The sequence below is a fragment of the Flavobacterium soyae genome (assembly GCF_045348165.1).
Classification (GTDB): Bacteria; Bacteroidota; Bacteroidia; order Flavobacteriales; family Flavobacteriaceae; genus Flavobacterium; species Flavobacterium soyae.
Window position 1 is genome coordinate 2,004,439 of the sequence record NZ_CP150845.1, and the last position, 13,006, is coordinate 2,017,444.

Here is a 13,006-nt window from a genome sequence, read left to right on the forward strand (position 1 = left end):
GGAGCGATAAATCAATTAGAAATGATTTTGAAAGAAGGAAATGAACTAACTGCAATTTTTGTCAGTAGTTTAAAAACGGTAAACAGAAGAATAAATAAATAAAAACCGAAGGTTTTAGAAATAATCTAAAATCTAAAATCAGAAATCTAAAATTAAGATGAAGGAGCTAGTTAACAAACTAAAAGGAGATAGGGTAATATGGTCATTCGTGGCTCTATTGGCGTTGTTTTCTTTTATGCCTGTTTTTAGTGCGAGTAGTAATCTGGCGTATATCGGTCATGGAACCGGAAATACATTAGGTTATCTGGTAAAACATTTGGCACACGTTTGCATCGGTTTCTTGATTATTTATTGGGTTCACAAAGTACCATATCATTATTTTAGAGCAATTTCTAAAATTGCACTTCCGGTAGTTTGGTTATTATTATTATACACCTTGTTGAAGGGAACTGTAATTGCAGGAGCAAATGCAAGTCGTTGGATTCAGGTGCCGTTCATTGGAATTACGTTTCAAACATCAACATTAGCGGCAAGCGTATTGTTTATTTACGTAGCCCGTTATTTGTCGAAAACCAAAGAAGAAAACGAGCCGTTTCAAACCTCATTTGTTCAGCTTTGGGTTCCGGTGTTTATCACTTTGGCATTGATATTACCAGCCAACTTTTCGACCACAGCGTTGATTTTTGCAATGGTAATGATGCTCACATTTATTGGTAAATATCCATTAAAATATATTGCTTTTATCATTGGGTCAGGAATTGCGATGTTAGCCTTTTTCCTTTTGGTAGCAAAAGCATTTCCGGAATCAAGATTCTTCAGCAGGGTATCAACTTGGGAAAGTCGTATAATGAACTTCACCACAGATAAACCGGATGAAGATGATTATCAAATTGAAAAAGCAAAAATTGCAATTGCATCCGGAAGGTTAGGCGGATTAGGACCTGGAAAAAGTGTTCAGAAGAACTTTTTGCCACAATCATCTTCCGATTTTATTTATGCTATTGTAGTAGAAGAATATGGATTAGTAGGCGGAGTTTCAATATTAGTTCTCTATTTATTGTTATTGTTCAGATTTGTAATCGCATCGCATAAAGCCAATACCTTATTCGGAAAATTAGTCGTCGTCGGACTCGGATTCCCGATGATATTTCAGGCGATGATTAATATGGCTGTGGCAGTTGAATTACTGCCGGTAACAGGGCAGACACTTCCGCTGATAAGTTCAGGAGGAAGTTCTATCTGGATGACTTGTTTCTCACTTGGAATCATCATTAGCGTAACCAAGAAGGATGAAGAAATCGCCGAAGAACAGGAAGAAAAAGAAAGAAGAAAAGAAGCGCTTCAAAGATTAATAGATAAAGAATTGGCCGAAGAAGATCTGCCGGTTGATGAAAAGGAAGAGATTTATGAAGATGAAGCTATGTATTCAATTCAGGATAATTCAAGAAATCCGATGAATGCAGTTTTAAACAAATAATAAAGGATAAATAGTTTAACGATAACTATTACGAGATATGACAAAGTATAAATTCATACTAAGCGGAGGCGGAACAGGAGGGCATATTTATCCTGCAATTGCGATTGCAAATGAATTAAAATTACAATTTCCCGATGCTGAATTTCTTTTTGTAGGAGCCAAAGATAAAATGGAAATGCAGAAAGTGCCTCAGGCAGGATATGAAATAAAAGGTCTTTGGATTGCTGGTTTACAGCGAAAATTAACCTTGCAGAATATGTTGTTTCCTTTAAAATTGGCAGCAAGTTTATTAGAATCACGAAAAATTATTAGAAAATTTAAACCAAATGTAGTGATTGGAACCGGAGGTTTTGCCAGTGGTCCATTATTACAGGCGGCAGGATCGGCGGGAATTCCAACTGTAATTCAGGAACAGAATTCTTTTCCGGGAATTACAAACAAACTGCTAAGCAAAAAAGCAAACGCAATTTGTGTGGCCTATGAAAATTTAGAGCGATTTTTTCCAAAAGATAAAATTGTTTTAACAGGAAATCCGGTTCGCCAGGATTTAATTGATATTGATGATAAACGCGATGAAGCAATTGCTTTTTATGGCTTAGACCCAAATAAAAAAACATTGCTGGTTCTGGGCGGAAGTTTAGGGGCAAGAAGAATCAATCAGTTAATTGAGAAAGAATTGTCAAATTTTCTTTCGCAGGATGTTCAGATAATCTGGCAGTGCGGAAAATTATATTTTGAAGATTATAAAAAATACAATCAGCAAAATGTAAGAGTGGTTGATTTTATTGAAAGAATGGATTTTGTTTACGCTGCTGCAGATGTAATTATTTCAAGAGCAGGAGCATCATCAGTTTCAGAATTATGTATAGTGGGGAAACCGGTAATTTTTATTCCGTCTCCAAATGTAGCCGAAGATCATCAAACAAAAAATGCACAGGCCATTGTAGAGGCTAAAGGCGCAATTTTGTTGAAAGAAACTGAATTAGACAGCGAGTTTAGCATTGTTTTTGAAGCGCTGCTGAAAGATGATGGGAAACAAAAACAACTGAGCGCAAACATCAAAAGATTAGCAAAACCAAAAGCAACACAAGATATTGTGGCTGAAATTGTTAAGTTAATTCGTTAAGCAGTAAGCTATAGGCTGTAAGCTTTATACTTGCTGCTTAAAGCAAAAAGAATCAAATAATAAAGGCAAAGTTAGAAAGGCCTAAAGCTTAAAGCGTATTGCTTAAAGCAAAAAAAAGCAAATAAAAAATGAATTTAAATCAAATACAAAACGTTTATTTTATTGGCATCGGAGGAATCGGAATGAGTGCATTGGCCCGTTATTTTAAATATATCGGGAAACAAGTTTCAGGTTACGATAAAACACCGTCAATGCTGACAAGTGAATTAATTGAAAGTGGTATTAATATTCATTTTGAAGACAATATTAATTTGATTCCGACTGATTATTTTGTTGAGAATACACTGGTAATTTTTACGCCGGCAGTTCCAAAAACACATTCAGAATGGAATTATTTTATCGAAAGAAATTACGAAATTAAAAAGCGTGCCGAGGTTTTAGGGATTATCACCAAAGACACTTTTAGTTTTGCAGTTGCCGGAACACACGGTAAAACAACAACGTCAAGTATTTTAGGACATATTCTATATGAAAGCGGTGCAGATGTTACAGCATTTGTGGGCGGAATAGTAGAGAATTATAATTCTAATTTAATTGGAACAGGAAAAACCGTAACTGTTGTAGAGGCTGACGAATTTGATCGTTCGTTCCTGCACTTACATCCAAATATTGCCTGCGTAACCTCAATGGATGCAGACCATTTGGATATTTACGGAACAAGCGATGCTATTGAAGCTTCGTTTGTTGAGTTTGCTTCTAAAGTTGATGATAAAAGCAAATTATTTATAACCAAAGAATTGCCTCTTGAAGGTGTTCAATGTGCTATAAATGAAGATGCTGTATACAAAGCATACAATGTTCGAATTGAAGATGGAAGTTATGTTTTTGATGTGCAGACGCCATCAGAAATTATGAAAGACCTTCGTTTTGGACTGCCTGGAAAACACAATCTTATGAATGGGCTAATGGCTATTGCGATGGCGAAAACGTATGGCACCCCGACCGATGCCATCGCAAAAGCTATTGCCTCATTTAACGGAATAAGAAGACGTTTTTCGTATCAGATTAAATCTGAGAAATTAGTTTACATAGATGATTATGCACATCATCCAACAGAAATAAATGCTGTTCATCAAGCAGTTAGGGAGTTATATCCGGGACGTAAAGTTTTGGCGGTTTTCCAGCCGCATTTGTTCAGCAGAACAAGGGATTTTGCCGACGGATTTGCCGAAAGTTTATCTCAGTTTGATGAAGTGTTTTTAATGGATATTTATCCGGCACGCGAATTACCGATGGAAGGGATTACATCGCCATGGCTGTTGGAGAAAATGACCAATTCGAACAAAAAAATTGTTGCAAAAGAAGATTTATTAGCGCAGATTAAAGCCAGTGATGCGCCGATAATTGTAACAATAGGAGCTGGTGATATTGGTGAAATGGTACCGTCAATCAAAAAAATGCTAAATGAAAATATTTAATTGGACAAATATTCGATTAGTACTCATTTTAGGGCTTGTTCTTTTTTTATATTCTTTCGCGCAGCATCGAAACGGAGATAGAAAACTGAAGAAATCTATGGTCGTTTTTGTAGGAGAAAATACGCTTTTTGTAAAACCGGAAACGGTTAATAAATTGTTGATAGAAAATAAAAGGGACGCTTCCAGTATTAGAAAAGATGAAGTAGATTTGAATAAGATAGAAAAAAACCTTGATACGCAAGACATGATTGAGAAGTCAGATGTTTTTGTAAGTATCGACGGCGTTCTAAAAGCGGTAGTAAAACAGAAGACACCAATAGCGCGAGTTTATGATGGTGATCGCTCTTTTTATATTGACTATGAGGGAAATAAAATGCCCTTGTCAGATAATTTTACGGCGCGAGTTCCTCTTGTTTCAGGGGCAATAAATGAAAAAAATAACGAAGATTTAGCTGCTTTATTTCGCACAATTTACGACGATGCGTTTTTGAAAAAAAACATCATTGCGATACAAATTATGCCTAATGGCAGCCTAAAAATGTTTAACCGAAACTATGATTACTTCATAGATTTTGGTCGTACAATGAATGTTGATAAAAAATTTAGAAACTATAAAGCGTTTTTTCAAAAAGCAGTTTTAGATAGTTCGTTATATAAATATAGTAAGATTGACCTTAGGTTTACGGAACAAGTAGTTTGCACAAAATAATAGAAAATGGAAAAAGATAACATTGCAGTAGGTCTAGATATTGGAACGACAAAGATAGTTGCCATGATAGGCAAGAAGAACGAGTATGGCAAACTTGAAATTTTGGGTATTGGGAAATCCAAAAGTTTAGGTGTTGCCCGTGGTGTTGTAAACAACATTACACAGACTATTCAATCGATTCAGCAAGCAATACTTGAAGCAGAAAATAATTCAGGGTATAAAATAAAAGATGTTGTTGTAGGTATCGCCGGGCAGCACATTAGAAGTATTCAGCATACAGATTACATCAGCCGTAACAATCCGGAAGAAGTAATTGGCGAAAAAGATATTCAGCTTTTAATCGATCAGGTAAATAAACTGGCGATGTTACCGGGAGAAGAAATTATTCATGTTCTGCCGCAGGAATTTAAAATCGACGGACAGTCTGAAATAAAAGAACCAATCGGAATGTACGGCGGAAGATTAGAATCTAGTTTTCATGTTGTAGTAGGCCAGGCTTCTTCAATCAGAAACGTTGGAAGATGTATTCAGAGTTCAGGAATCGAATTATCAGGATTGACATTAGAACCATTAGCTTCGGCAGATGCCGTTTTAAGTCAGGAAGAAAAAGAAGCTGGGGTTGCGCTTATCGATATTGGGGGCGGAACAACAGATTTAGCCATTTTTAAAGACGGAATTATTCGTCACACAGCTGTAATTCCTTTTGGAGGAAATGTAATTACAGATGATATTAAAGAAGGCTGTTCGATTATCGAAAAACAAGCAGAGCTTTTAAAAATAAAATTCGGATCAGCATGGCCGGGAGAAAATAAAGATAACGAAATTGTTTCTATTCCTGGTTTAAGAGGAAGAGAGCCAAAAGAAATTTCGCTTAAAAACCTATCTAAAATTATTCATGCCCGCGTTGTGGAAATCGTAGAGCAGGTTTTTGCAGAAATCAAAGCTTACGGACACGAAGATCCCCGCAAAAAATTAATTGCTGGAATCGTTCTTACAGGTGGTGGTGCTCAATTAAAACATATTAAACAATTAGTTGAATATATTACCGGAATGGATACCAGAATTGGATATCCAAATGAGCATTTAGCTGGAAACTCAAGCGAAGAAATTTCAAGTCCGTTATTTGCGACAGCAGTTGGATTAGTAATGAACAGCATCGAAAACAGCACACAAAGCGCGATTAGAATGGAAGTAGTAAATGAACAGCCAAAAGTTGTTTATAGAAATGTTCCTCCGCCGGTGCAGCGATACGAAGTCGAAGAAAACTACGTTGAGAAAGTAGAAACTATTGAAGAACCAAGGGAAATGAAAACAAACAAGGTTGCAGCAGAATCTACAGAAACAAAAATTAGAAGATCATTTTTTGATAGATATGTCGATAAAATCAAAGATTTTTTAGACAACGCTGAGTAAATATAAGCCGAATAAAAAGAGAAAAGGATTACTTTTTGCCCCAAGTCAAGAAGTAAAAAATGTACTAAATAAGAATTTCAAAAAACCAAAAAGATGATGAGCAACTCAGAATTTGGAAGTATTTCATTTGATTTACCGAAAAATCAATCAAATGTAATCAAAGTAATAGGTGTAGGTGGAGGTGGTAGTAACGCTATCAACCACATGTTTAAACAAGGTATTAAAGGTGTGGATTTTATAGTTTGTAATACCGATTCACAAGCACTACAGAACAGTTCAGTACCTAACAAAATTCAGTTAGGAGTAAATTTAACAGAAGGTCTTGGAGCAGGAGCAAATCCTGACGTAGGGCAGCAGTCTGCTATTGAGAGTATCGCCGACATTGAAAAAATGTTAGACCGCGGTACTAAAATGGTATTTATTACTGCAGGTATGGGTGGAGGAACCGGAACAGGTGCTGCACCAGTTATCGCACAATTAGCAAAAGAAAGAGAAATCCTTACGGTTGGTATCGTGACAATTCCGTTTCAGTTTGAAGGGAAAGTACGTCAGGAGCAGGCACTTTTAGGAATCGAAAAATTACGTAAACAAGTTGACTCTTTAATTGTAATAAACAACAATAAATTAAGAGAAGTTTACGGAAATCTTGGTTTCAAAGCAGGATTCTCAAAAGCAGATGAAGTTTTGGCAACAGCCTCCAGAGGTATTGCCGAAGTAATTACGCACCACTATACTCAAAATATCGATTTACGCGATGCTAAAACAGTTTTGGCAAACAGCGGAACGGCTATTATGGGATCTGCTGTGGCAGAAGGAGAAAACAGAGCAAAAGATGCGATTGTATCAGCATTAGATTCTCCATTATTAAATGACAATAAAATTACAGGAGCCAAAAACGTATTGTTGCTTATCGTTTCTGGATCTAACGAAATAACGCTTGACGAAATCGGAGAAATCAACGATCACATTCAGGCAGAAGCGGGTTACAACGCTAATATTATCATGGGAGTTGGTGAAGACGAAACTCTTGGTGAGGCTATTGCTGTAACTATTATTGCGACTGGTTTTGATGTTGAACAACAAAACGAGATTGTTAATACGGAACCTAAAAAAATCATTCACACGTTAGAAGATGAGCAGAGAAGTGTTCATAATTTAACGAACAAACCTCTTACTTCTTTTGATTTAAATGCAGAGACGCCTAGTGCTAAATCAGAAGAAAAAGTAGTTTTTGATTTAATGGAAGATACGGTTGCTCCCGTAATTCAAACTCCGGCTGCGCCGATAACGACGCCAACAATTAATCAGGAAGAATTGGTAGTAATGTCTGAGTTTATTAAAAACCTTGACGTAACTTTTGAAATTGTTTCGCCAATTACTGATATTGATTTTAAAATTTCTACTCCGGCAGCAGTTGTTCAGGAAGTAAAACCTGTACAGCAAAGATCGTTTGAAAGAGAAGAACAAACAACTTTTTCATTTGATTTACCGCTTTTCAAGTCTGAGCCAGAAGTTAAAAGAGAACCGGCTGCAGAGCAGGAAAATAAAATCATGTTTGAGCTAACAAACGAAACTCGTAACATTAAAGTAAATGATCCAGTTTCATTTGTACCGGTAACGGAACTTTCTGATAACGGAATTATCAAATATTCTTTAGAAGAATATATGGAAGTTGAAAACGAATTGACTGCTTCTAAACCAGTTGAAAAAGTGATCGAAGATACAGTTCCAGAGGAATTGAACATTACTTTAAAACCAAGAGTTGATTTTGCAAGTCAGCCTGATTTTGCAACAACTTCAGAAGTTTCTCCGATGGAATTGACAATTGAGGAAACTTTACGTTTAAGAGCTGAAGAAAGAAGAAAGAAACTAAAAGAATTTAATTATAAATTTCACAATAACGTTTCAAGAATCGATGAGTTGGAAAAAGAGCCTGCTTACAAAAGATTAGGAATCGATTTATCGAATTCTCAATCTAACAATACAAATTCAAGAATTTCGGTTGGAACAGATAGTAACAACGATTTGCAATTGCGTTCAAACAATTCATTTTTGCACGACAACGTAGATTAATTTTTACAATCATAATATTAGGATAACCCGAAAATTGGATTTAATTTTCGGGTTATTTTTTTTATCTTCGCACAGAATTTAGAAATTTGACTTCTTAACTTAACTTTTAAAGTTAATTCTGTTGTCAGTTCGAGCGAAGTCGAGAACAAACTTTCATATAAATATCAATTTTATAAGCTTTTGCTTATTCAAATAAAAAATAAAAGATGAGTTTACAAACAAAAATAATGGACGAGATAAAAACGGCCATGAAAGCAAAAGATACAGTAGCATTAGAAGCATTAAGAGCGGTTAAATCTGAATTATTATTGGCTTCAACAGCTTCTGGATCTAAAGAAGATTTAAACGAAGACGAAGAAATTAAATTACTTCAGAGATTAGTTAAAACACGTAAAGAAAGCGCAAGAATCTTTACAGAACAAAACCGTCCTGACTTAGCTGAACCAGAATTGGCTCAGGTTGCAGTAATCGAGAAGTTTTTACCAGCGCAGTTAAGTGAAGAAGAAGTAGAAGCAGTAATCGCAAAAATTATTGCTGAAACTGGAGCTTCAGGAATTGCTTCAATGGGAAAAGTTATGGGATTAGCTTCTGCTCAATTAGGCGGAACTGCTGAAGGAAAAACAATCTCAGCAATTGTAAAGAAACTTTTAGTTTAAAACATAATTTTAGAGTGTAGATTTCAATTAGCAATCTAAAATCTACACTCTGAAATCATAAATCACTGACCGCGTAGTTCAACTGGATAGAATATCAGATTTCGGCTCTGAGGGTTGGGGGTTCGAACCCCTCCGCGGTCACTAACTCAAGATTCACATGGCGTGAACATTACACAAATAGTGTGTAATGTTCACGCCATTATGCATTTTTGGGGTAACAGTATTTTTTTATTTGTTGTTTTCAATAGCATTTTATTGCTTAACTACTCTTCGAAGGAACAAAGCTGACCTGATTGCCGCCGAACGTTTTGATCCGTAAACGCATCTATCTTAGAATTTTGGACTATGTAAAAGTATTTTTTTTAAATTTAGGTAGGGTAAAAGCAAAGTAGATTGTTTTATTGAGTTATATACTTTCGTTATCTAAACCTTTTTGGTTTATTTTAAATAAAAAATTAATCGTTGGCTTATGACTTTAAAGAATCAAGTTGAGGCGCAGCTGCCTACTGATTGGGGAATTTTTAAGATTATGGCGTATTCTGAGGATGCAGATGATTGGATGCCGCATATTGTTTTAGTGCATGAAAAGACTGATTTTAATAAACCGGTTGCAGTTCGTTTACACTCAGAATGTTTGACCGGAGATATTTTCCATTCTTTAAAATGTGAATGTGGTAAACAGCTGCATGTTGCTATGGATTATTTTAGCAGCAATGGTGGTATTTTGATTTATTTGCGTCAGGAAGGACGCAATATTGGAATTATTAATAAGCTTAAAGCATATAAACTTCAGGAGGAAGGTAAGGATACTGTAGAGGCTAATCTGGCACTTGGATTGTCAGCAGATGGACGCTCTTTTGATGAGGCTATAGCTATTTTGGAAGATTTGGGTGTGAAATCTATCGTGCTTTTGACAAATAATCCTGAAAAAATGAAGGCCTTTGAAGATTCCAATGTGGTATTGGTAGATTGTATTCCCATTGAGATAAAATCAACAAAAGAAAGTGAAAGTTACCTGCGTACAAAAAAAGATTTTTTCAAGCATTTTCTGAATTTGGATACTGTTTAATAATGGTATTTTGAACGTATATGTATTTGATTTTATGAAAAGAAAAGGATTTACGGTCGACTGGTTGTTTTATCACTCGGTTTTTATTTTGATTGGGTTGTTTATTGACGTGGTCAATGGGATCGTATGTTTTTCTCCTATCGCTGGTGCTTTGGTTTTTTCGATCTTTCTGACTAAAAACTGGTCTGGATTTACAGAAAAGAAATACTGGGGCGGTGTGCCTAATGTTGTGACATTATTTAGGCTGATGCTGCTTTTTACGGCACCATTTATTATGAATGATCGTTTCAATATAGCTGTTTTGGGTACTGCTTTTGTAATGCTGGATGGTCTTGATGGTTTTTTGGCGAGACGGCTTGATCAGATTACGCATTTTGGAGGGATGCTTGATATGGAAGCTGATGCTTTTTTCTGTTTGATGTTCTCGTTGTTGATTGGATTAGAGCATCCAGAAATGCGATGGGTTTTAGTTGCGGGAGGTATGCGGTATTTTTATAAAATTATTACGACAGTATGGGATAGAAAAGTTTTTGCAGAGGAAAAACAGAAGTATGCCCGTTTTTTTGCAGGTTGTTATTTTGTTAGTCTGGTGTTGTTTTTTTATGTGGATTTTTCATTTGGGAAATATATTGCAGCGATTGGTAACGGGTTCGTTCTGTTTTCGTTTTTAATTTCGTTTTTACATTTTTTTAAAAAAGGAAGCGCGTGATTATTATTTTAACATCTGACATTTGTAAAAAGATTAGCGGCGGAACAGTTTACAATACGAAACTTTTCGAATTTTTAATAACAAAAGGCCGTACGGCAGCAGTTGATGTTGTATCAGATATTAATGGATATGATTTTAGAGATGATGTATCCTATATAATTGATGGTATTTTGATTGATAAAAAACTGAATGTGACTAGATTAAAGGGCTTTAAGATTTGTTTTTTGATCCATCTTTGGCCTTCTGTAAATGGTTTGCAGGTTAATAATAGTTTAATTAAGGTTGAGAAGTCGATTTGTGAGACATTTATGATTTTAGTTACGGGAATGGGCTCATTAGATTATATAAATAATATCATACAGCCTGCAGCCAAAACATGCTGCTTAATTGAACCCGGTATTGATAGTGGTTGGAAGACGAAAGATAGCTTTAAAGAAAAACCACAGAAAATAGTTTATCTGGCTAATTTTATTGAAGGTAAGGGGCATACTAAACTTTTAGAGCTTGTTAAAAAGTTGAGATATTTAGATTTCAAGGTAGACTGTTTCGGCGAAATACTTTCAAAACCTTATTTTTTGGAGCTTGTAAGTGAAGTTGAACGTTGTGAATTAGTGAATATTACTTTTAATAATGCTGTACCGCACGAGCATATAAATGAATTGCTTTTAGAATATGATCTGATGCTGCATTTTTCGGATTATGAAAGTTATGGCATGGGGATTATGGAAGCACTTTGTGCACATTTACCTTGTATAATTACACCTACAGGTAATTTTAAAAAATATCAATCTATTGGTATTCAGGGAATTTTGAACTCTTTTAATGTGAGTGAAATGACAGATACTGTAAAAGATGTTCTAAATTCTCCGGCCATGTATTTACAATTGATACAATCTGTAAAAGGGTTAAATATGCAAAGCTGGGAGACTAATTTTGAATTGTTTTTAAGTAAAATAGAAGAGCTATGATAATTTTTGCATTTGTGTTTGGGTATCTTAGTTTACTTGTTGAGCTGATATTTTTTCATGTGCCAAGTGTAGCAAATACACAGAATTTTTTCAAAAAAAATAATAATTACGAGGTTGATGAAAGTGAATATATTACTAAAATCTATAAATGGGCGATGTGGAAAAAAATTATGATTTTGGCGGTGCCGTTCTTTTTTATAAATATTTACTTTTTACTGCCTTTTTTATATTTTTTTCCGAATCTCCATGAAAGTAAATGGCTGGTTTTTGAAACGAATAATTGGCTGATTATTATCGGTACATTTTGTGTAATTGCAGGCAGATTGATAACATTTGGGTCTATGTTATATATGCGAAAAGAAAATAAACAAATACAAAATAGTTTTAAACTGCATGTAAGCGGCATTTTTAATTATTCCCGAAATCCGGGATTAGATGGTATGTTTTTGTTTTTTACCGGATTTGGCATTTTGTTTCCAAGCTTTTTAATTTGGGGAGGATTGATATTATATTTCTTTTATATGCAATTTAGAGTAAAAATTGAAGAGGAATTTTTGAAGAAATTATTTAAGGAAGAATATTTGGATTATATTACTAGAACGAAACGTTTTTTATTATTTTAAATGGAAAAAATGATTGATAATCAGCAGCAAACTATTAAAACATGGTTTGATAAAACGTATTTAACAAGAGGTGAAATGTATCTTCGACCAAAAGAGGCGTATTATATTTTTGCTGAACTGCTTCAGATTAAACCTGATGCAAAGTTTCTCGATGTTGCTTGTGGATTGGGCAGAATGTTAGAAATAGGATTAGACTATAAAGCAGAATGCAGCGGTGTTGATATTTCTAGCGTGGCAGTAGAAAAAGCAAAATTGAAACTGCCGGATGCCGTAATTGTAGAAGCTAATGCCGAAGCCCTGCCTTTTGCTGATAACATGTTTGATTTTGTTACCTGTCTGGGATCTTTAGAACGAATGCTTGATAAAGATAAAGTGTTACAAGATATTAAAAGAGTTACAACTGCTGATTCCAGAATTTGTTTTATGGTAAGGAATTCTAATTCCTGGCGCTGGCTGTTTACTAAGAAACTTTTTTTTGCAGTTAATAAAAAAGGACATCAAGACGCAAAAAATTATCAGCAATGGAAAGCTTTATTTGAGCAGCAACAGCTTGAAATTGTAAGTTGTATTCCAGATCAATGGCCAATAATGCGTATATTACAGATTTTAACTTTTGGCAAATTTAATGGTTACAAAAACAAACAAAACAGTTTTACACCATTACAATATGCTAATGAATTTATTTTCATATTGAAAAAGAATTAA

The 13,006-nt window shown here is 34.9% G+C and carries 12 protein-coding genes and 1 tRNA gene; all 13 read left to right on the forward strand.

Features of this window, described 5'->3' with window-relative positions:
• Nucleotides 1-157 precede the first annotated feature (157 nt).
• The 13 genes from AABD74_RS08810 (at nucleotide 158) to AABD74_RS08870 (ending at nucleotide 13,006) form a co-directional block, all read left to right on the forward strand.
• Nucleotides 158-1,477: an FtsW/RodA/SpoVE family cell cycle protein gene (locus AABD74_RS08810; protein WP_406845276.1), complete on the forward strand. Its 1,320-nt coding sequence runs from the start codon at nucleotides 158-160 to the stop codon at nucleotides 1,475-1,477.
• A 37-nt stretch (nucleotides 1,478-1,514) separates the two neighbouring features.
• Nucleotides 1,515-2,603: an undecaprenyldiphospho-muramoylpentapeptide beta-N-acetylglucosaminyltransferase gene (gene murG / locus AABD74_RS08815; RefSeq protein WP_406845277.1), complete on the forward strand. Its 1,089-nt coding sequence runs from the start codon at nucleotides 1,515-1,517 to the stop codon at nucleotides 2,601-2,603.
• 128 nt (nucleotides 2,604-2,731) lie between these two features.
• Nucleotides 2,732-4,081 carry a UDP-N-acetylmuramate--L-alanine ligase gene (murC, locus tag AABD74_RS08820; RefSeq protein ID WP_406845278.1) on the forward strand — a complete coding sequence of 450 codons (1,350 nt, stop codon included), beginning with the start codon at nucleotides 2,732-2,734 and terminating at the stop codon, nucleotides 4,079-4,081.
• Complete coding sequence (locus AABD74_RS08825; RefSeq protein ID WP_056204843.1) at nucleotides 4,068-4,790, forward strand: cell division protein FtsQ/DivIB; 723 nt, start codon at nucleotides 4,068-4,070, stop codon at nucleotides 4,788-4,790. The genes murC and AABD74_RS08825 overlap by 14 nt, the downstream gene beginning before the upstream one ends.
• Before the next feature lie 6 nt (nucleotides 4,791-4,796).
• Nucleotides 4,797-6,203 (forward strand): cell division protein FtsA, encoded by a 1,407-nt coding sequence (gene ftsA / locus AABD74_RS08830; protein ID WP_232681632.1) that lies wholly within the window; start codon nucleotides 4,797-4,799, stop codon nucleotides 6,201-6,203.
• A gap of 93 nt (nucleotides 6,204-6,296) precedes the next feature.
• Nucleotides 6,297-8,276, forward strand: a complete 1,980-nt coding sequence (ftsZ, locus tag AABD74_RS08835; RefSeq protein WP_232681633.1) for a cell division protein FtsZ — start codon at nucleotides 6,297-6,299, stop codon at nucleotides 8,274-8,276.
• Nucleotides 8,277-8,482: 206 nt separating this feature from the next.
• Complete coding sequence (locus tag AABD74_RS08840; protein WP_232681634.1) at nucleotides 8,483-8,932, forward strand: GatB/YqeY domain-containing protein; 450 nt, start codon at nucleotides 8,483-8,485, stop codon at nucleotides 8,930-8,932.
• A 67-nt stretch (nucleotides 8,933-8,999) separates the two neighbouring features.
• Nucleotides 9,000-9,073 (forward strand) — tRNA-Arg (locus tag AABD74_RS08845).
• 328 nt (nucleotides 9,074-9,401) lie between these two features.
• The gene (gene ribA / locus AABD74_RS08850) at nucleotides 9,402-10,001 is read left to right on the forward strand and encodes a GTP cyclohydrolase II (RefSeq protein ID WP_232681635.1); all 600 of its coding nucleotides are present in this window, start codon (nucleotides 9,402-9,404) and stop codon (nucleotides 9,999-10,001) included.
• Nucleotides 10,002-10,011: 10 nt separating this feature from the next.
• Entirely contained in the window at nucleotides 10,012-10,710 is a 699-nt protein-coding gene (locus AABD74_RS08855; protein ID WP_406845279.1) for a CDP-alcohol phosphatidyltransferase family protein, read from the forward strand.
• Nucleotides 10,707-11,678 carry a glycosyltransferase gene (locus tag AABD74_RS08860; protein WP_406845280.1) on the forward strand — a complete coding sequence of 324 codons (972 nt, stop codon included), beginning with the start codon at nucleotides 10,707-10,709 and terminating at the stop codon, nucleotides 11,676-11,678. The genes AABD74_RS08855 and AABD74_RS08860 overlap by 4 nt, the downstream gene beginning before the upstream one ends.
• Entirely contained in the window at nucleotides 11,675-12,301 is a 627-nt protein-coding gene (locus AABD74_RS08865; protein ID WP_406845281.1) for a methyltransferase family protein, read from the forward strand. The genes AABD74_RS08860 and AABD74_RS08865 overlap by 4 nt, the downstream gene beginning before the upstream one ends.
• A gap of 9 nt (nucleotides 12,302-12,310) precedes the next feature.
• A complete protein-coding gene (locus tag AABD74_RS08870; RefSeq protein ID WP_232681641.1) occupies nucleotides 12,311-13,006 on the forward strand; it encodes a class I SAM-dependent methyltransferase in 696 nt (231 codons plus the stop codon).

What these genes read in the sequence shown, in the direction of transcription:
- AABD74_RS08810 (WP_406845276.1), top strand. Translation starts at nt 158, where the DNA reads ATGAAGGAGCTAGTTAACAAACTAAAAGGAGATAGGGTAATATGGTCA.
- murG (WP_406845277.1), top strand. Translation starts at nt 1,515, where the DNA reads ATGACAAAGTATAAATTCATACTAAGCGGAGGCGGAACAGGAGGGCAT.
- murC (WP_406845278.1), top strand. Translation starts at nt 2,732, where the DNA reads ATGAATTTAAATCAAATACAAAACGTTTATTTTATTGGCATCGGAGGA.
- AABD74_RS08825 (WP_056204843.1), top strand. Translation starts at nt 4,068, where the DNA reads ATGAAAATATTTAATTGGACAAATATTCGATTAGTACTCATTTTAGGG.
- ftsA (WP_232681632.1), top strand. Translation starts at nt 4,797, where the DNA reads ATGGAAAAAGATAACATTGCAGTAGGTCTAGATATTGGAACGACAAAG.
- ftsZ (WP_232681633.1), top strand. Translation starts at nt 6,297, where the DNA reads ATGATGAGCAACTCAGAATTTGGAAGTATTTCATTTGATTTACCGAAA.
- AABD74_RS08840 (WP_232681634.1), top strand. Translation starts at nt 8,483, where the DNA reads ATGAGTTTACAAACAAAAATAATGGACGAGATAAAAACGGCCATGAAA.
- ribA (WP_232681635.1), top strand. Translation starts at nt 9,402, where the DNA reads ATGACTTTAAAGAATCAAGTTGAGGCGCAGCTGCCTACTGATTGGGGA.
- AABD74_RS08865 (WP_406845281.1), top strand. Translation starts at nt 11,675, where the DNA reads ATGATAATTTTTGCATTTGTGTTTGGGTATCTTAGTTTACTTGTTGAG.
- AABD74_RS08870 (WP_232681641.1), top strand. Translation starts at nt 12,311, where the DNA reads ATGATTGATAATCAGCAGCAAACTATTAAAACATGGTTTGATAAAACG.